19 protein-coding genes are annotated in these 18307 nt (G+C 70.5%); 10 read left to right on the top strand and 9 right to left on the bottom strand.

The features are described 5' to 3' along the window. Window positions 1–186 precede the first annotated feature (186 nt). Together ACIP89_RS17345 and ACIP89_RS17340 are read right to left on the bottom strand one after the other, a co-directional pair. The gene (locus ACIP89_RS17345) at window positions 187–717 is read right to left on the bottom strand and encodes a HEAT repeat domain-containing protein (protein ID WP_402115521.1); all 531 of its coding nucleotides are present in this window, start codon (window positions 715–717) and stop codon (window positions 187–189) included. Between the two features lie 103 nt (window positions 718–820). After that, complete coding sequence (locus ACIP89_RS17340) at window positions 821–1570, bottom strand: DUF4232 domain-containing protein (protein ID WP_402115519.1); 750 nt, start codon at window positions 1568–1570, stop codon at window positions 821–823. Between the two features lie 319 nt (window positions 1571–1889). On the opposite strand from ACIP89_RS17340, the gene ACIP89_RS17335 reads away from it, so the two are divergent. Both ACIP89_RS17335 and ACIP89_RS17330 read left to right on the top strand, forming a co-directional pair. Beyond that, window positions 1890–3323: a helix-turn-helix domain-containing protein gene (locus ACIP89_RS17335; RefSeq protein ID WP_402115517.1), complete on the top strand. Its 1434-nt coding sequence runs from the start codon at window positions 1890–1892 to the stop codon at window positions 3321–3323. A gap of 273 nt (window positions 3324–3596) precedes the next feature. After that, the gene (locus ACIP89_RS17330; RefSeq protein WP_401927529.1) at window positions 3597–4391 is read left to right on the top strand and encodes a CPBP family intramembrane glutamic endopeptidase; all 795 of its coding nucleotides are present in this window, start codon (window positions 3597–3599) and stop codon (window positions 4389–4391) included. Here ACIP89_RS17330 and ACIP89_RS17325 read toward each other — a convergent pair. The 3 genes from ACIP89_RS17325 to ACIP89_RS17315 are packed head-to-tail and all read right to left on the bottom strand — an operon-like array spanning window position 4357 to window position 6246. Continuing rightward, window positions 4357–5148, bottom strand: coding sequence for a DUF4253 domain-containing protein (locus ACIP89_RS17325; protein ID WP_402115516.1), 792 nt, complete (start codon window positions 5146–5148; stop codon window positions 4357–4359). The genes ACIP89_RS17330 and ACIP89_RS17325 overlap by 35 nt on opposite strands. A 37-nt stretch (window positions 5149–5185) precedes the next feature. Then, window positions 5186–5425: a DUF397 domain-containing protein gene (locus ACIP89_RS17320; protein ID WP_401927524.1), complete on the bottom strand. Its 240-nt coding sequence runs from the start codon at window positions 5423–5425 to the stop codon at window positions 5186–5188. Continuing rightward, window positions 5422–6246, bottom strand: a complete 825-nt coding sequence (locus ACIP89_RS17315; protein WP_401927522.1) for a helix-turn-helix domain-containing protein — start codon at window positions 6244–6246, stop codon at window positions 5422–5424. The genes ACIP89_RS17320 and ACIP89_RS17315 overlap by 4 nt, the downstream gene beginning before the upstream one ends. A gap of 112 nt (window positions 6247–6358) precedes the next feature. On the opposite strand from ACIP89_RS17315, the gene ACIP89_RS17310 reads away from it, so the two are divergent. The 4 genes from ACIP89_RS17310 to ACIP89_RS17295 all read left to right on the top strand — a co-directional run bounded on the left by ACIP89_RS17310 (window position 6359) and on the right by ACIP89_RS17295 (window position 9224). After that, window positions 6359–6763 carry an ATP-binding protein gene (locus ACIP89_RS17310; RefSeq protein ID WP_401927519.1) on the top strand — a complete coding sequence of 135 codons (405 nt, stop codon included), beginning with the start codon at window positions 6359–6361 and terminating at the stop codon, window positions 6761–6763. Between the two features lie 143 nt (window positions 6764–6906). Further along, window positions 6907–7515, top strand: coding sequence for a DUF6232 family protein (locus tag ACIP89_RS17305; RefSeq protein WP_401927517.1), 609 nt, complete (start codon window positions 6907–6909; stop codon window positions 7513–7515). Beyond that, on the top strand, window positions 7512–7859 hold the full coding sequence (locus tag ACIP89_RS17300; RefSeq protein ID WP_401927515.1) for a DUF5955 family protein: 348 nt from the start codon (window positions 7512–7514) through the stop codon (window positions 7857–7859). Before ACIP89_RS17305 ends, ACIP89_RS17300 begins: the two co-directional genes overlap by 4 nt. Before the next feature lie 111 nt (window positions 7860–7970). Beyond that, a complete protein-coding gene (locus ACIP89_RS17295; RefSeq protein WP_401927513.1) occupies window positions 7971–9224 on the top strand; it encodes a phosphatidylserine/phosphatidylglycerophosphate/cardiolipin synthase family protein in 1254 nt (417 codons plus the stop codon). 19 nt (window positions 9225–9243) lie between these two features. On the opposite strand, the gene ACIP89_RS17290 is transcribed toward ACIP89_RS17295, so the two are convergent. Further along, entirely contained in the window at window positions 9244–9636 is a 393-nt protein-coding gene (locus tag ACIP89_RS17290) for an ATP-binding protein (protein WP_401927601.1), read from the bottom strand. 249 nt (window positions 9637–9885) lie between these two features. On the opposite strand from ACIP89_RS17290, the gene ACIP89_RS17285 reads away from it, so the two are divergent. Together ACIP89_RS17285 and ACIP89_RS17280 are read left to right on the top strand one after the other, a co-directional pair. Next, on the top strand, window positions 9886–10314 hold the full coding sequence (locus ACIP89_RS17285; protein ID WP_401927508.1) for a hypothetical protein: 429 nt from the start codon (window positions 9886–9888) through the stop codon (window positions 10312–10314). A 327-nt stretch (window positions 10315–10641) separates the two neighbouring features. Further along, a complete protein-coding gene (locus ACIP89_RS17280) occupies window positions 10642–10962 on the top strand; it encodes a hypothetical protein (RefSeq protein WP_401927506.1) in 321 nt (106 codons plus the stop codon). 102 nt (window positions 10963–11064) lie between these two features. Here the strand turns inward: ACIP89_RS17280 and argS are convergent, their stop codons facing one another. Further along, window positions 11065–12846 carry an arginine--tRNA ligase gene (gene argS, locus ACIP89_RS17275; protein ID WP_402115513.1) on the bottom strand — a complete coding sequence of 594 codons (1782 nt, stop codon included), beginning with the start codon at window positions 12844–12846 and terminating at the stop codon, window positions 11065–11067. A gap of 134 nt (window positions 12847–12980) precedes the next feature. On the opposite strand from argS, the gene lysS reads away from it, so the two are divergent. After that, entirely contained in the window at window positions 12981–14738 is a 1758-nt protein-coding gene (gene lysS / locus ACIP89_RS17270; protein ID WP_402115512.1) for a lysine--tRNA ligase, read from the top strand. A gap of 85 nt (window positions 14739–14823) precedes the next feature. On the opposite strand, the gene ACIP89_RS17265 is transcribed toward lysS, so the two are convergent. Continuing rightward, entirely contained in the window at window positions 14824–15768 is a 945-nt protein-coding gene (locus ACIP89_RS17265) for an ACP S-malonyltransferase (protein ID WP_401932297.1), read from the bottom strand. 310 nt (window positions 15769–16078) lie between these two features. Then, a complete protein-coding gene (locus tag ACIP89_RS17260; protein WP_401932296.1) occupies window positions 16079–17074 on the bottom strand; it encodes a UbiA family prenyltransferase in 996 nt (331 codons plus the stop codon). 344 nt (window positions 17075–17418) lie between these two features. On the opposite strand from ACIP89_RS17260, the gene ACIP89_RS17255 reads away from it, so the two are divergent. Continuing rightward, complete coding sequence (locus ACIP89_RS17255) at window positions 17419–18111, top strand: 4'-phosphopantetheinyl transferase family protein (RefSeq protein ID WP_402115510.1); 693 nt, start codon at window positions 17419–17421, stop codon at window positions 18109–18111. Window positions 18112–18307: the final 196 nt, after the last annotated feature.

The raw sequence follows: 18307 nt of genomic DNA, 5'->3' as shown, positions 1-18307 counted from the left end.
CTGCCGCCACGAGGGGACCCAGCCGCGCCTGCCCCGACGGGGGAAAACGACCTGGCGCCCGCCGCGGCGACTCCGGCGGGGGCGCGGACTTGTGAGAGGAGATGTTCCGGATCGCGATCGGGGTGTCTCGGTGTCCCGTTGGGCAGGACCGGTGCGGCCGGCTGCTCCGTTCGGCAAGGCCGGTGCTCAGAGCGCCGGTTCGCCGCCCCAGGCCGTGAGGATACGGGTGGCCTCCCGGCCCAGCGTGCGGTCGCCGGCCAGCCGGTGCAGCACCTCGGCCCGGTCCTCGCTCGGGCCCGCGTGGCTGAGCGCGGCCAGGGCGTTGTCCCGGACGAGCTGGTCCTCGTCGGTGAGGACGGCGGCCGCCATCGCGTCGTGGACCTCCGGTTCGTCCGCGTAGGGGCCGAGCGCCATGGCCGCGTACTGCCGCACCAGGTCCTCGTCGGGCCCGCGCATCACGGCGAGCAGCGCGCGGGCGGCCCGCTGCCGGTGGGTGCCGTCCGTGGGCGGCCACCGCCGCAGGGCGGTCGCGGCCTCGATCCTGGCGAGCTCGTACTCCTCGGTGTCCTCGGTCACCGAGGCGAGGAACGTCAGGGCCGCCGGGTGGTCGGGCCGGTCCGCGAGGACGCCGCCTATGCCCGCGACGATTTCGCGTCTCCGGTCGCTCTCGGGGGGCTCCGCGCGGAACTGGTCGATGAGGTTCTCTGTCCGGTCCATTGTGTGTGGCTTCCCGTTTGACGGCGGCGCACTCCCGGCCCGGCCGTCGACGGGGACGGGCCGGGCCGGGAGCGGGGACGGACGGACGGCGCGGTGACGGTGCTCAGTAGGTGAGGGCGTCGGACATCTCGGTCTGCCAGTAGGTGACGAAGCCGTTGTCGTCCCAGACGGTGTCGGCCGGGAGGTTCAGTTCGGCCGGGGTGCCGGTGGAGCCCTCGGGGCTGCGGCCGGCGAAGTTGACCTGGAGGTGGGTGGCCTCGCGCGGGGCGGGGCCGGCGCCGGGCTCGCCGGTCAGGCCGATGGAGGCGTAGGCGGACTCGCCCGGGTTGAGCGTCACGACGGCCTGCGGCTTGCTGTCCTCAAGGATCGGGAAGACGGCCTGTGCGTCGTCGAAGCGGAGCTTGGGTGCGTAGTAGGCGTTGCAGCTGGTGCTGCCCGTGTTGGTCACGGTGAGCAGCAGGTGGTTGATGGGCCGGGTCACCTTGCTGACGCCGGTCTTGGTGTTGCCGCCGGTGCAGGCGTCCGACTTGCCCTTGGAGCTGCTGCCCGCCCGGTCCGTGGAGCCGGTGGAGCCGTTCCCGCTGTCCCCGGTCTTCCCCGCCTCTGAGCCGTTCGACGTGCCGTCCGATGTGCCGCCCGTCTTGCTGTCTGCGTCGGCGTCGGTGCCGTCCTTCTCCGGTGCGGCGGTCGGGGACGGGGACTGCTCGGCGGCGCCGTTCGCCGACTGAGCGGACGCTCCCGACTTGCCGTTGTCGCTCGTGCCGCCGTTGTCGGCGCCGCAAGCGGTGAGCGAGAGGGCGGCCAGGAGGGCGGTGGCGGCGAGGGCGGTGGTGCGGATGCGGTTGCTGCGCATGGTGGTACTCCCCGTGAAGTAAAGGTGCTGGATCAGCGCTGGTGGGTCAGGTGCGGTGGATGAGGATCATGACGACCGTGCCCGCCACGATCACCACACCGATGGCCAGAACATCGATGAGCTCGATGCGGAAGAGGGTTCGCATTGCTCGTTCCCCGTGGTCTCTGCGGTGTGGTCACAGCCTGCGGGGCGGCGGATTCCGGCCGCAACACCTGCCGATCCATTGGGGATGCTGGAACGCCTGCGCGTACTGTGACCTGGGCAGATTCCACGTCCCTGGAATGGTGTTCCGGGACGGACCAGGAGGGGGAACGCTGCAGTGGCGACGCCGGAGGCCGAGGATTTCGCGGCCCTGCTCAAGGAACTGAAGGACCGTTCGGGACGCAGTTACGGGGTGCTCGCCGCGAAACTGCACGTCAGCACGTCGACGCTCCATCGGTACTGCAACGGGGACGCCGTCCCCGTCGAGTACGGCTCTGTGGAACGGCTGGCCCGGCTGTGCGGGGCCACGTCGGACGAACTCGTGGAGCTGCACCGGCGGTGGATCGTCGCGGAGGCGGCGCGGCGGCGCGGAAAGCAGGAGAGCGGGACGGCGGCTCCTCCGTCTGCGCCTGCGCCCGTACCGGCTCCGGCTCCCGTTCCGGCTCAGGCTCCGGCTGCGGAGCCCGAGCCCGTGGACGAGTCCGAGCCGGGACCCGCACCCGAGCCCGCACCCGAGCCCGCACCCCATCCCGCACCCGATCCCGTGCCCGTTCCGCCGGGCTCCCGGCTGGAACGTGGGCAGTTGGCCGAGCCCGCCGCCTCCGGCAACCGCTGGCGGCGCGCGTCCGCCCGTACCCGGGTGCTGCTCGCGGCGGCCGCCGTCGTCGCGCTCACCGTGCCCACCGCCGTCGTCGCCAACCAGCTCGCCGGATCGAGCGAGGACGCCGCCGTGGGCGCGTCCCCGGACGTGACGGGCCACGGGGGCGACAAGAAGGCGGACGCCGTGTCCGGCGCTTCGGAGAGCGCCTCCGCGTCGCCCGGCCCGTCGCGGAAGCCGAGCCCGTCCGCGACCACCGGGTCCGCCACACCGTCCGCCGGCGCGTCGAAGACCGCCGCCCCGCCCGAGGCGGGCAGTGAGCCGAAGACCCCCACCGGCCGGCCGCCGACCGTCACCATCAGCTCGTACAACTGGGAAGAGCCCTGCGGGCAGTACTACCTGCTGGACGAGCCCGCCGCCAACGTGCCGCCGCCGCCCGTACCGCAGGACACCCGTGGCTGGGCCCGCGCGCTGGGCGGGGTGGACGGCGGCCGGATGAAGCTCGAACTCACGGTGCAGGGAACCTCGGAGCAGGCGGTCGTCCTGAAAGACCTGAACGTGCGGGTGCTGAACCGCAGCGCGCCCCTGAAGCGGTCCGCGTTCTCGATGGGCGAGGGCTGCGGGAGCGGGATCGAGCCCCAGTCCTTCGACGTCGGCCTGGACAACAGCCGCCCCACGCTCACCCCCGTGGCGGGGCAGCAGGGCGACAAGAAGGTCCCGGCGAAGGACTTCCCGTTCCGCGTCTCCTCCAACGACGTGGAGGTCTTCGACCTGGACGCGCACGTGGAGGGCCACGACGTCAACTGGTACCTGGAGCTGGAGTGGAGCAGCGGCGGCCAGACGGGCACCCTGCGCATCGACGACGGCGGCCGGCCGTTCCGTACGAGCAGCATCGCGGGACGGCCGGAGTACCGCTACAACAGGCAGAGCTCCAAGTGGGAGGCCGCCTCCTGACGCGGTGCGGGTGATCCGGCGGGCTGAGCCGCCGGGCGCCGACGCGCCGGTTGAGGCCTTGCCCCGGTGATGCCCGGGAAGGCGGTGATCAGGGGTTCCTCGGAGCCGTCCGCACGTGACCTAGATCCCATATGCCAGGCGATTGAACGGGAATCGACTGGCATATAGTCCGATTAGATCGTGAAATGGGAAGCTTGCGCGACCACCGTGTGAGCGGCACGGCGCGCGGCGGGTGCGGCAGTGCGATTGCCGCTGACAGTGAGGGTGGGGCCGGTGTACGCAGCCGAGGCGGAGAAGCAGGTCGGGCGCAGGTTCACGTGGCCGTGGTTCCTGGTGGCGGTAGTCGTCTACCTGGGGATCATCCAGGGGCTCGGAAAGCTGATCGGCGTGGACACAGGGTCCTCCGACAGCCAGTTCCCGACCACCGAGTCGCTCGTCCGCAACGCGCTGATCCCGATCGGCTCCTCGATCGTGTTCGTCGCCGCACTGGTGACCTGGCTCGGCTGGTGGGGCGTGGTCCTGCGCTACCGGGTGCCCGCGCGGCGCTGGGTGCGCTGGGTGCCGATCTCCATGCTGCTCGCCGCCGTTGTCGGGATGAACTACGGCCACCTGGGCGACCAGAGCGCCTCCCTGGTCAGCTGCCTGCTGCTGCTCGGGCTGTTCGTCGGCGTGGGCGAGGAGCTGATGTTCCGGGGCATCGGCGTCCACGTGTTCAAGCGCGCCGGATTCAGCGAAGGCAAGGTCGCCCTCTGGTCATCCGTGGTCTTCGGCCTGGCGCACGTCAGCAACGCCATCGGCCAGGGCCCCCAGGCGATACTCCAGGCCCTGATCGTCTGCACCTCGGGCTACTTCTTCTACCTGTGCCTGCGTGCGGGCGGCGTGATCCTCCTGCCCATGCTCGTCCACGGGCTGTGGGACACCAGCCTGTTCTCCACGCTGATCGGCACCGACCCCGTCGCGTACCTCGGCACCATCGTCATCCTCGTGCTCCAGGTCGCCCTGATCATCGTCCTCGTCGTCCGGCGTCGCGCCGTCAATCCCACCAGAACGCCCACGTCTCCTGCTTGAGCAGCGCCTTCTCCGCGTATGTCTGGAGGGTGTTGAACGTCGACTGCTGGACGTTGTCCGGGCAGAACGCGAAGTGCTCGGCCGCCAGCGCCTCGGCCTCGGCGGTGGTGGTCGGTGGGCGGCTCACGGAGACGATCATCGTGTCGAAGCCGAGCACCACGACCCGGGCCCCGAAGCGGTCCTCCCAGGAGCGCAGCACCGAGCAGAGCCGCGCCACGTCGTTCTCGTGGTTCAGCGGTCCCGACCAGCCGATCGCCGCCGGTATGTCCGCGCTGCGCCGCGCGGGCACCAGCGCCGCCCGCATTCCGGCCGGGGAGAAATCCATCCCGGTCAGCTGGTCCGCGACCTCGGCCGCCAGGCCGTCCGGGGTGTCCGGGCCCGCCTCGGCCGGCACCGGAGCCAGGCCCGGCCAGTCGGACGGCGCGTCGTTCAGCTCGTCCTCTGCGTAGGCCTCCCACGCCTCGCTCAGTACGTCCTCGGCGTCGTGATCCCCGGCGTACGTCGTCCGCGCCGGGGCGAGGTCCCAGCGCTCGGGCCACTGGGTGCGCATCCCGCCGTCGATCAGTACCGGCAGCAGCCCGACGGGCCGCCCCGACGCACGCATCGCCGCCCACGATCCGGGGGACGCGGACTCGTCCCCGTACCAGAGCAGGGGTTCGGTCCACGTGCCGTCGACCGTGTCGTCCACGAGTCTGCCGGGCGGGAGTTCAAGCCCGGCAGCGGCCGGGGAGCGCAGAGGATTCGGGAGCGTCGCCATGCCGAAACCCTAGGCGCCCCCACTGACAGTCGGCCCGTCAGTTACCTACGTGGCCGGTGAACGCCGCCCAGGCGGTCGGCGCGAGGGTGAGCGCGGGGCCCTCGGGGTTCTTGGAGTCGCGGACGTGCACGGCGAGGGGGTGAGCGGCTACCTCGACGCAGGCTCCGCCCTCCTCGCTGCTGTAGCTGGACTTCCGCCAGTCGTAGGCGACTTCGAGGCACGCGCCGCCCTCGCTGCCGCTGTAGCTGGACTTGAACCACGTACGTGCCGTGCTCATAACTCTCCTAGCAGCCGGTCCAGCAGGTCCTTGGTTTCCTCGACGTTGAGGGCCTGCGTCCGCAGCATCGCATATTTCTGCGCCAGGATGCTGACCTCGTCTGGGTCTGCGACGATCTGGCTTCCGCGCTGCGTTTCCGTGTAGGCGAGGTGCTGGTAGTCCGGTGTTTCGAGCAGGATGAACGGGCCGTCGAGAGCTGCGTGCGTCTTCTGGCCGAGTGGCATGACCTGAATGGTGATGCCGGGCAGTTGGGCGACCTCTGCGAGGTGCCGCAGGGTCTCCGCGTACACCTCGTCACCGCCCAGGCGGTCGCGGAGGACGGCTTCGGAGATGATGAAGCTTGTAGTGGGAGGGTTCTTCCGGTGCAGGATCTCCTGCCGCTCGATGCGGGCCGCCACCTGTGCCTCGATCTCGTCCTCAGGCATGACGGGGACCTTGCTGCGGAACACCGCCCGCGCATAGTTCTCCGTCTGGAGCAGCCCAGGCAGTACCTGGTTCTCGAACCAGGACAGCGCCAGCGCCCTCCGTTCCAGGTCCATGTACTCCTCGGCCCACGCCGGGATCAGGTCGACCTCCGGCATGTACTCCAGGGCCGTGCCCAGCGCTCCCTTCGTCTCCAGGATGTCGTCGAGGGCGCAGGCCAGTGGTGGGAGCAGGGCGCGGCGGCCCTGTTCGATGGAGGCGATGGTCTCCGGCTGGGTGTTGGAGCGGTCGGCCAGTTGGCGTTGCGTCATCCCCGCCGCTTTGCGGAAATGAGCTACCAGCGCTCCTACGAGCTTCATTGCCGACGCGTTCTTGCGCTGCCGATTCCTGGGGTGCATGCGGCCCCACTCCCCACTCTCGTCCGTACTTCACGCATGATCGGCCCGTACAAGAAATGTGTACGGCCTCGCGTAGGGCGACAGCCTAGTCACGGACTGTGACCCTCGTCTCATGAACGAGACGATGCAACTCGTGCTCCTGCGCGAGCGGTTCTACCGGCGGGAGCGCCGATCGGTGCGGGCGGCCAGGGAGTTCGTGCGGGCCGCCGCCAATGACTGGGGGTACGGGGCGCGGGCCGAGGACGCACTGCTGTGCGTGAGCGAGCTGGCGACCAACGCCCTGGTGCACGGGGTGCCGCCGGGGCGCGGGTACCGGGTGCGGCTGCTGCTCCAGGAGGCGGGGCGGCTGCTGCGGATGGAGGTGCACGACAGCGGGGACGGTACGCCCGTGGCGCGGGAGCCCGCCGGGGAGTCGGGGCGTGGGCTGCTCATCGTGGCGGCGTACTCCGACGGGTGGGGCGTGGGGGAGCGCAGCCCCGGCAAGGTGGTCTGGTGTCAGTTCCGCAGGGGGCTGTGAGCTGGCCGTGTGCGTGGTGTGGGTGATGAGATTTCGCCAACTGCGCTGCCCTGGAGCATATTTGAAAGAATTTGGCTTGCGTTGACCGAGCGTGCGGCGCTTAATTGGTCCTTCGCGCCGAGCGGATCATCCGAGGGGGAGTCATGGAGCCACCGGCCGTACCGCCGCGCCCCATGGGCGCGCCCCCGCCGCCCCTCGTGCACGCGGTGGATCTCAGGGTCAGCAAACGGCTGCTGTGGGTCGGGCCCGCCGCCTACCCGCTGGAGAACATCGCCCGGGTGTTCACCTTCGTGCTGCGGCCGCGCCGCAAGGAGGCCATCACGCTCTTCTGCAAGCGCGTGGCGCTGACGCTCGCCCTGGCGGTCGGTATGACCGTGCTCATCCTGCTGGTGGACACGGTGGCGTCCATCGGGCAGGGCGAGAGCAGCGGTGGCCCCTTCGTCACCCTCGTGTGGCTCGGCACGGTCGGCGCGCTGATCTACTTCCTGCTTGAGCTGACGAAGGTGCTCTCCGCGCCCTCGCACTTCGTGCTGGCCATCGAGACGGCGGGGCCGTCCACGGCGATGGTGACCAGCCAGGACCCGGCGCAGCTGATCCAGCTCGTGGGCCGGATCGCGTACGCCATCGACCACCCGGAGGCCGAGTTCACCGTGCGGGTGGAGGGCATCAGTGTGAGTCCCCAGATCTACCACTTCGGGGACAACGTCAACATGTACGGCGGAACCGGAAACGTGGGGATCGCGAACTCATGAGCGGCGACAACGTCAACATGTACGGCGGCTCGGGCAACACGGGCATCCAGAACAACCACTTCGCCCCGCCCGCCGCCGATTCCGGCTCTCCCGAGTTGCAGGAGGCGGTACGGGAGCTGCTGCGGCTGGTCGGTGAGCTGCGGGGGCAGCTCCCGCCCGTCAGCGCCCGCGCGCTCGACGACAACCTGCCCGCCCTCACCGGTGGGGCCGACGCGCCGCAGGCACCGGAGGAGCGGCACCGGGCGCTGCTGGCGGTCGCCGGGATCGCGGCCACCGTGTCGACGGTCGGGGAGCCGGTGGTCGAGGCGGTCCGGAAGGTGCTCGGGCTCCTGGGCGCTGTCTGAAGCGTCACAGTCCGGTGAACGCGTGGACGGGGGAGTCGTGGGAAGGTGCGCGGGGTCGCTTCCGCGTGGGGCGGCCCCGGAACCGCCCAGTGACGACCGTCGAGGAGACGTATGACCAGCACCGTGGAGGGCAGACCCGAGCGCGTCGGCCCTGAGCCGTCCCGTTCCTCTGCCGTCGATGCCCCGGAGGAGCGGGAGGCCGAGCTCCTCGCCGAACGCGCGCACAGGCTGCGGCGGCGGCTGGAACGGCTCATCGGGATCGCCGCGACCGAGGGCAACGAGCTGATCCCGCTCCGCAACGGCGACGCGATCTTCGCCGCGATGCTGGAGAGCATCCGGGGCGCCGAACACACCGTGGACATGATGACCTTCGTCTACTGGCGCGGCGACATAGCCAGGGAGTTCGCCCGGACGCTGGCGGACCGGGCCAGGTCCGGGGTCAGGGTCCGGCTGCTGCTGGACGGGTTCGGCAGCCGGCTGATCGAGAAGGACCAGCTCACGGCGATGGAGGCGGCGGGCGTCCAGGTGGCGTGGTTCCGCAAGCCGCTCTACCTCTCACCGCTGAAGCAGAACCACCGGTGCCACCGCAAGGTCCTCGTGGTCGACGAGGAGACCGGGTTCACCGGGGGCGTCGGCATAGCGGAGGAGTGGTGCGGGGACGCCCGCGACGAGAACGAGTGGCGCGACACCCACGTACAGGTGCGCGGACCGGCCGTGGACGGACTGGCGGCGGCGTTCGCGCAGAACTGGGCCGAGTGCCACGACGAGCTGTTCGACGACCGCGACCGGTTCCTGGGGACGCCGCCGCGCGGGGATTCGGTCGTCCAGGTCGTGCGCGGTTCGGCCAGCTTCGGCTGGCAGGACATGCAGACGCTGCTCCGCGTCGTACTGGAGTCCGCCGAGGAGCGGATACGGCTGACCACGGCCTACTTCGCGCCCGACGCGTACTTCGTGGAGCTGCTCTGTGCCGCCGCGCGGCGCGGGGTGGACGTGCAGATCCTGCTGCCGGGGCCGCACACCGACAAGCGGGTCTGCCAGCTGGCCGGACAGCTGCACTACGAGGACCTCACCGACTGCGGCGTGAAGATCTTCCAGTACCAGCCGACGATGATCCACACCAAGGCGGTCACCATCGACCGCGTCGCGTCGCTGATCGGCTCGACCAACTTCAACCGGCGCTCGCTGGACCACGACGAGGAAGTGATGCTCGCCGTGATGGACCGCGCGTTCACCGCGACGCTCGACGGCCACTTCGATGAGGACCTGGAGTCGAGTGTCCTGATCAAGGGCGGGCGCTGGAAGCGTCGGTCGGTCGTGCAGCGGCTGCGGGAAGCGTCGGTCGTGCCGTTCCGCCGCTTCCTGTGACCGCCGGCCCGGGTGCCGGTCAGCGGGCCAGCGTGGCGAGGATGGTCTTACCCCGTTCGCCGTGCCGGTGGACGGTGACGCTGCTGGACAGCCGGAGGATCATCGGCCAGCCGAAACCGCCCGACTGGCCGGTCAGGTCCGGGACGCGGCACTGCGGGTGGGCGGGGCTGGGGTCCACGACCCGTACGTGCAGCGCGCCGTGATCGGCACCGAACGACAGGGCGGTGACGCCTCCGGCGTACCGGATGGCGTTCGTCACCAGCTCCGAGACGAGCAGCACCAGGTTCTGGACGGCACGGGCGGACGGCGCCGGGTTGAGCCGCGCGACGAAGGCGGCGGCGGCCTCGCGGGCCTCCGAGGCCCGCAGGGGCGGGGGCGCGGGCTCCGAGCGGGCGTCCTCCGAGGCCCGCAGAGGCGGGGGCGCGGGCTCCGAGCGGGCGACTTCGGCGGAGAGTTCGGGGAGTTCGGGCGCGATGCCTTGTGCGGTCATGTGGTTCACCCCTGAGGAAATGGCGCGGTGGCCGGTCCTCGCTGCATGTACCCGAGCTGTCGCGGGATATCCGAAATTGGCTCGTACGGGTGGTGGTCCGTTCCGAGGCGTGCGGCGGGTTCCTCGGGGCAGGTGAGCTGGACCAGACAGTGCGGCGAAGGGAACAAGCCCATGAACGAGTCCGTCGGTCTCGCACCGGACTCGACCGCGGTGATCACCGAGGCGGTGCCCGATCTCCAGCTCCAGCTGCTGATCCAGCTCCTCGACCGGGAGACACGCTCCGGTCTGCCGCTCACGCTGACCATCCCGGCCGGTGTGCTGCACGGTGACGTGATCGGGCACGAGGCCTGGAAGGCCGAGTGGTCCAGGAGTCTGCGGCAGGTCGAGGGCGAGGGCGCCAACCTCATCGCGGCGTTCCCCGAGACGGTGGACCAGGGCATCCAGGAGCTCCGCGGCGGCGAGGACAGTCAGCAGCTGCCCCGGTGGATTCATCTGCGCGACGCCACTCTGGTGTTCGGCGGTACGGCTCCGCTGCGGCTGCCGCTGTGGCGCGGGCGGCTGTCCGATGTGTCCGGGTGGGCGCTGGGGCGGCCGGAGTAGCACGCGTGCCGGCCCGGTGGTACGGCAGTGGTGACTCTGCGCGGTGAGTGCGCCCCCGTCGAATAACTGTCCGTAATCGATTTTCGGCTGACCGCCCGTCGCCCCTTCTGTGTGTCCGGGGCTTCGGCGACCGCCCGTGGCGTCGCCCCGGCCGGGGCCTCCGGCCGTCTCCGCCGGCACCGGTCCCCGCCGGGGCTCGTTCCGTCCCGACTGGGTCGGTATGACGCTTTTCGGCCACTTGGTTCGGACGGTCTGGTGGACCGGTCCGGAAGTCGATCACGCTGCATCGGACCGATCGCTTCTTCCCGATCCTCAGAGGAGACGAACGTGCGTAGTCACCACCGCGTCGCAGCTGTCGCCGCATCCCTCGCGCTGGCCGCCGGGGGGCTGCTGGGCCTGGCCCCGTCCGCCGGAGCGGCCCCGGCCGGGCTTTCCTGCAGCACCCCCAGGCTCCTGACCGGGAGCGCGGGACATCACGGAGCCTCCGTCAGCTGTACGGGCGGCGCGTTCACCGGCTTCATCGACTGTTACAAGGCCGGGTACGGCACCTACCGGCACTTCGGCAACCGCGCGGTGTCCGGTGGGACGTCCACCACCTGGTGCGACATCGGCGCCGACGTCACGGCGGCGGGGGTCTCGCCCTCCTGAGGCATCACCGTGCCGGGACCGTGCCCGGCCGGACGCGCGAAGGGCCGCTGACAGCACTCCGGGTCAGGAGGTGTCAGCGGCCCCGTGCGGAACGGGTGGCGCTCAGAGCCGCTCGGGGGTCCTGATGCCGAGCAGCGCCATGCCCCGGTGCAGCGTGCGGGCGGTGATGTCGCAGAGGAACAGCCGGTTCTCCACGACCTCGGCCGGGTTGTCCTTGCTCAGTACGTGGCACTGGTCGTAGAACGTCGTGTAGAGCGAGGCCAGCTGGTAGAGGTACGCGGCCAGCTTGTGCGGCTCGTAGCCCGCCGCGACCTCGGACAGCACCTCGCCGAACTGGTCCAGGTGCAGACCGAGGGCCCGCTCGGCCGGGGCCAGCTCCAGCTCCGGGTGCGCGACCGGCTTCGCCTCGCCGGCATTGCGCAGGATCGACCGGATACGGGCGTACGCGTACTGGAGGTAGACCGACGTGTCGCCGTGCAGCGCCACCATCTGGTCCAGGTCGAACTTGTAGTCCCGCACGGCGGAGGTCGACAGGTCCGCGTACTTCACGGCGCCGATGCCGACGTACCGGCCGTTCTCGGTGATCTCCTCCTCCGACAGGCCGACCTTCTCGGCCTTCTCCCGGACCACGGCCGTCGCCCGCTCGACCGCCTCGTCGAGGAGGTCCTCCAGCTTGACCGTGACGCCCTCACGGGTCTTGAACGGCTTGCCGTCCTTGCCGAGGATGGTGCCGAACGCCAGCTGGTGCGCCTTGACGCCGTCGCTCAGCCAGCCCGCCCTGCGGGCCGTCTCGAAGACCATCTTGAAGTGCAGGGACTGCCGCACGTCCACCACGTACAGCAGGCTGTCCGCCTTGAGGTTCTGCACCCGGTCGCGGATCGCGGAGAGGTCGGTCGCCGCGTAGCCGTAGCCGCCGTTCGTCTTCTTGACGATCAGCGGGACCTGGTTGCCGTCCGGGCCCAGCACGTCGTCGAAGAAGACGCAGAGCGCACCCTCGGAGCGGACGGCGACGCCCGTCTCCTCCAGGATCCGGCAGGTCTCCTCCAGCATGTCGTTGTAGCCGGACTCACCGACGATGTCCGGGTCGCTGATCTCCATGTCGAGCTTGTCGAAGACCGAGTAGAAGTAGATCTTCGACTCGTCGACGAACCGCTGCCACATGGCGAGCGTCTCCGGCTCACCGGCCTGGAGCGCGACCACCCGGTCCCGCGAGCGCGCCTTGAACTCCTCGTCGGAGTCGAAGAGCGCCCGGGACGCCTTGTAGAGCCGGTTCAGGGACGACATGGCGGCTTCGCCGTCGGCCTTGCCGGCCTCGTCGTCCTTGTGGTCCAGCTCGTGCGGGTGCTCGATCAGGTACTGGATGAGCATGCCGAACTGGGTGCCCCAGTCACCGATGTGGTGGCGCCGGACGACGGACTCGCCGGTGAACTCCAGGATCTGCACCATCGCGTCACCGATCACGGCGGACCGCAGGTGACCGACGTGCATCTCCTTGGCCACGTTCGGCTGGGCGTAGTCGATGACGGTGGTGCCCGCGGCGCTGTTGTACGGCACGCCGAGCCGGTCCTCGCCGTCCGCGGCACGGGCGGCGAGGGTCTCGATGATCGCCCTGTCGGAGAGCGTGATGTTCAGGAAGCCGGGTCCGGAGACCTCGATGTCCTTGATCAGCTCGCTCGCCGGGAGGGCGGCCGTGACCTGGGCGGCCAGCTCGCGCGGGTTGCCCTTGAGCTTCTTGGCGAGCGCCAGGATGCCGTTGGCCTGGAAGTCGGCCCGGTCGCTTCGGCGCAGCAGCGGGTCCGCGGTACCGGCATCCGGCAGGGCTGCCGTCAGGGCGTCCGCCAGCTGCTGCTGGAGCGTGGAAGCGAGGGAATGGACCGAGGCCATGGGATGGCTGCCGTTTCCGTAGGAGTACAAGGGATGACGTCAAGTATCCCACGGTGTGCAAAGCCGTTTTCGCGCTGTGGGCGGTACCTGGGAGAATGGCCGCTGCCCCTACGAGTCCTACAAGAGAGAAGGACGTGCCGACCGTGGCTCAGAGTCAGAGCAGCACCGAGACCGACTGGGTCTCCCGCTTCGCGGACGAGGTCATCGCCGAATCGGAGCGTCGTGCGCCTGGCAAACCGGTCGTCGTCGCCTCCGGCCTCTCCCCGTCGGGCCCGATCCACCTGGGCAACCTCCGCGAGGTGATGACCCCGCACCTGGTCGCCGACGAGATCCGCCGCCGCGGGTACACCGTCCGGCACCTGATCTCCTGGGACGACTACGACCGGTACCGCAAGGTGCCGAACGGTGTCCCGGGGATCGACGAGTCGTGGGCCGAGCACATCGGCAAGCCGCTGACCTCGGTGCCCGCCCCGGCCGGTTCCGCGTATCCGAACTGGGCCGAGCACTTCAAGGCCGCCATGCTGGCGTCGATGGACGAGCTGGGCGTGGAGTACGACGGAATCAGCCAGACGGAGCAGTACCTGGCGGGGACGTACCGCGAGCAGATCCTGCACGCGATGCGGCACCGCGCGGACATCGACGCCGTCCTGGACCGCTACCGCACCAAGAAGGACGGGGCGGCGGGAGCCAAGGGCAGGAAGCCGCAGCAGAAGAAGGCCGACGAGGCGGAGCTGGAGGCGGAGGCGGGCTCCGGCGCCGCGAGCGAGGACGACGGCAGCGGCGGCTCGGCCGGCTACTTCCCGTACAAGCCCTACTGCGGCAACTGCGAGAAGGACCTGACCACGGTCACGTCGTACGACGACGAGAGCACCGAGCTGAACTACACCTGCTCGGCCTGCGGCTTCGCCGAGACGGTCCGGCTGAAGGAGTTCAACCGGGGCAAGCTGGTCTGGAAGGTCGACTGGCCGATGCGCTGGGCGTTCGAGGGCGTGATCTTCGAGCCGAGCGGCGTCGACCACTCCTCGCCCGGCTCCTCGTTCGTCGTCGGCGGGCAGATCGTCCGCGAGATCTTCGACGGGGTGCAGCCGATCGGACCGATGTACGCGTTCGTCGGGATCTCCGGCATGGCGAAGATGTCCTCCTCCAAGGGCGGCGTGCCGACCCCGGCCGACGCGCTGAAGATCATGGAGGCGCCGCTGCTGCGCTGGCTGTACGCGCGCCGCAGGCCCAACCAGTCCTTCAAGATCGCCTTCGACCAGGAGATCCAGCGGCTCTACGACGAGTGGGACTCGCTGGAGCGCAAGGTCGCCGACGGCTCCGTGCTGCCGGCCGACGCCGCGGCGCACGCCCGCGCGATCGGGACGGCCGCCGGTGAGCTGGAGCGCACCCCGCACCCGCTGCCGTACCGCACCCTCGCCTCGGTCGCGGACATCACCGCCGGGGCGGAGGACCAGACGCTGCGCATCCTCAGCGAGCTGGACCCCTCGTCCCCGCTGACCTCGCTGGACGAGGTCAGGCCCCGGCTGGACCGCGCCGAGAACTGGATCACCACCCAGGTCCCGGCCGAGGCCCGCACCATCGTCCGGGACCAGCCGGACAAGGAGCTGCTCGGCTCGCTCGACGACGAGGGCCGCGCGTCGCTGCGGCTGCTGCTGGACGGGCTCGACTCGCACTGGTCGCTCGACGGGCTGACCACGCTCGTCTACGGCGTGCCGAAGACGCTGGCCGGCCTGGAGCCCGACGCCAAGCCGACGCCCGAGCTGAAGATCGCGCAGCGCTCGTTCTTCGCGCTGCTGTACCGGCTGCTCGTCAGCCGGGACACCGGCCCGCGGCTGCCCACGCTGCTGCTCGCGGTCGGGGCGGACCGGGTGCGCGCGCTGCTCGGCGGCTGACCGGACGCCGCGAAGGGCCGCCGGGAACCGCAGCAGCGGTTCCCGGCGGCCCTTCGCCGTCACCCGGCTGTTCCCAGGGCTGTCCTCAGCCGGCGGGGGTGGGGACCAGGGAGGTCCTCGGGTCCGAGAACGTGTCGCGGGGCACCCGGGGGACGGTGGCCTTGGCCAGGCCCGTCAGGGTCCGGCCCGGACCGATCTCCATGAGGCGGTCGCAGGCCAGCTCGGCGGTGAGCGTGTGGAGCGTGTCCGACCAGCGGACCGGTGCCGTGAGCTGACGGCGCAGCAGCTCCGCCCAGTGCGGGCCGCCCCGGTAGGCGCGGGCGTCCACGTTGGCGACGACCGCGGAATGGCCGGGCATGAAGCGGGCCGTGGCCAGGGCGGCCGTGAACGGCTCGACCGCCCCGGCCATCAGCGGGGTGTGGAAGGCGCCGTCGACCGTCAGCGCCACCACCTTCACCGCCCCGGCCCGCCGCGCCGCCAGTGAGCAGCGCTCCACGTCGGCCGTCCGGCCCGCGATGACCGTCTGCTGCGGGGAGTTGAGGTTGGCCAGCCACACCTGCCCGCCCGTCGCGTGGATCTCGTCGACCACCTGCTGGACCCGGTCGGTGTCCAGGCCGAGGACCGCGGCCATCGTGCCCCGTTCGCGTTCGCAGGCCGTCCGCATCGCGTCTCCGCGCGCCATGATCAGGCGCACCGCGTCCTGCGGGTCCAGGATTCCGGCGGCGACGAGCGCGGCGTACTCGCCCAGGCTGTGTCCGGCACAGGCGCCGGGGAAGGTGGCCAGGGGGTGCTGGCGGCGCAGTTCCGTCATGGCGACCAGCGCCAGGGTGAAGGTGGTCAGCTGGGCGTTGTCGGTCCGCCGCAGCGTCGCCGCGTCGGCGTCCAGCAGCAGGGTCTCGATGTCCCGGCCCGCGGCCTCGGAGACCTCCGCCACCACTGACCAGCCGGGGGTGTGGGTCCAGGGCAGGCCCATACCGGGACGCTGGGCTCCCTGGCCGGGGAATGTGAGTGCCAGTCGGGTGCTCGTCATCGTCTTCCGTCTCCTTCCTGCGGCCGGGGCGTGGTGCTGACACACGGTGAGGAGCGCGTTCCGCTCCACCGTTACGCGAGTATTTCTCCACCGGCGTCAGCGACACTTTCATTCCCGGAGTCCGCGGTCCGGGCCGCATTTTTGCGGTCCGTTGCTTTCTCCGGTGATGAAATCACCTCAACCACCCTGTACAGCCGGTACGTTGCACTTGAGTGGTGGGTGAATGTGCCTTTGGAACGGGGGCGGTGTTCCTTTGTGTTTCCGGGGCAGGAGCGGATGTTGGGCCGAATGGCCGGGGCGGCCGCGCCGGTCAGGCGAGGGCCTGGGCGAGCAGCGCCAGATGCGCGCAGTGCTGCGTGACCATGAAGTAGCGGTAAGGGCGCCGCCGTACGTGGCGGCTGTCGGTGGCGCGGCCCGCGAGCGTCACGGCGGACAGCGCGAGCCCGCCCACCAGGACCACGCACGCGGTCGGCAGCTGCTCCGGGGCCCAGCGCAGCGCTCCGGCGAGGAAGCCGCCGCCGACGGTGCAGGCGCCCAGCGCGACCAGGATCCGGGTGCGGCGTTCGCCCAGCGCGACCGCCCATGTCCGGCGGCCCGCCGCGGCGTCGCCCGCGATGTCGGAGAAGTCCTTGGCCACCGCCCCGACCAGCGCCATCCACAGGGACATGGCGAGGGCCGTCAGGAGCAGCGCCGGGGACTGCGGCGGGACGCCGAGGGTGAGCGGGCCGGCGGCGTAGGTGAGCAGCCCGGACACGAACACCACGCCCATCACGGCCGGTGTCCGGTTCTTCCAGGCGGTGCGCGGCGAGGAGTAGGCGTGCCCGAGGAGCAGCATGGCCGTGCACAGCACCAGCGGGCCGAGGCCGGCGCCCGCGGCGAACAGCAGTGCGGCGGCGGCCGAGCAGCGTGCCACGGCCAGCGCGGTCCGGCGGGACAGCCGGCCGCTCGCTATCGGCCGGGCCGAGCCGTTGACCCGGTCCTCCCGGTAGTCCATGCACCCGTTGTAGAGGTAGGTGTAGAAGATGGCGCCGAACCAGGCCACGGAACCGAATACCGCCTGGAGCACGGACCTGCTGCCGATCTCCGGACTCGATGCGATCGCCAGGGCTGTTCCGGCGAGATAGCGGAGCTGAAATGCCGCCAGGACGGCGGGGCGCGATTCTTCGATGCAGAGCCGAAGGGTGCGGGAAGTCCGGGCGATCCGGCTTGTCCGAGTAATTCGAGGAGCCTGAGGAGTTCGAGGAATTCCGTGCTTCGGGCCACTGGGTGCAGTCACAGGCAGTGGCCGTATCGTCGCCGTAGGCATGTCCAGGAGCCTAGGCATTAGCGGTCCGCCCTGACTGTTCCGCAAATGAGCCATGGCTACCACTAAAGAGGCACGCAAGACCGGCGGGTCGGATTCCGAATAACCCCAGGTCCCGCACCCCGCGCCCGGTGTCCCGTTCTCCCCGGAGCGGGCCGGGCCTGCGCCCTTCTGGTACGCCGGACCACCGCCGAAGTGGACCCCCCGCCCGCCCCGCCCCCGCGCTTCGCTGGTGAGCAGGCGGGCGCCGTCCTTTCCGGCACCCCGCTTCCCGTAACGGGCCGTTGGCAGCCCTGGTCCATTTCCGACCCCGGGAAGCCGTCATGCATACCCTTACGCCCCTGTCCTTGAGTCCGGCTCGCGCGGTTCTCGCGCCGGACGAGATCCATGTCTGGTCCGTCTCCCTGGACCGGGTCCCGCCCGATGGCGCGGACACGGTCCTCGACCTGGCCGAACGCGCCCGTGCGGAGCGGATTCGGCACCCCGTGGCGCGGTGGCGCTACCGCCGCGCGCATCTCGCCCTGCGCGCCGTGCTCGCCGGGTATCTCGGCGTCCCTCCGGACCTGCCGCGATTCACCCGGCGCTGCCCGGAGCCGGAGGTGTGCGGCGACTGCGGCCGCGGCCGGCCGGTGCTCGTGGACGGGCCCTGGCCGGACCTCGGGTTCAGCCTGTCGCACTCCGGGGCGGCCGCCCTGGTGGGTGTGACGGGGCCGCCGGGTCCGGTCGGGGTGGACGTCGAGCGGGTCCGCCCGGTATTCGACTGGCGTCGGGTGCCCGAGGTGGGCAAAAAAGAACGGATAACCGGATTCCGAATGTGGACGGCGATCGAAGCTGTGGGCAAAGCGGCCGGTACCGGACTCCGTACCCCCGTCTCCGTCGGCGAGCCGGGAACGGACGGGCTGCGTCGCGCGCACCGTTCCGGCGATCCGGTCGAGTGGTACGTACACCCGGTGAACTGCCCCGACGGATACGTAGGATCCGTCGCTACGGCGATCCCCGGGGCCGAAGTAAGCGCATTCTCATGGCCGCCGGAAGAGTGAGTCCGGGATGTGGGACGGGAGGAGCCATGTTGACATGCCGTAACCGTACGATGATGATCCGAGGGTCGGTTTCTGGTGAGGGTGGGGGCTCTTTAATGATGCATTCAGGTTTTATTGAATCCGACACAGCCGAACAACTTCTGTCTCGGACTCCGGAATTACTGTCCGACTACCGGGGCCGGCTCGAAGAGATCAA

The sequence above is a fragment of the Streptomyces sp. NPDC088730 genome, assembly GCF_044751215.1.
Classification (GTDB): domain Bacteria; phylum Actinomycetota; class Actinomycetes; order Streptomycetales; family Streptomycetaceae; genus Streptomyces.
This window is presented reverse-complemented; position numbering and strand designations above follow the sequence as displayed.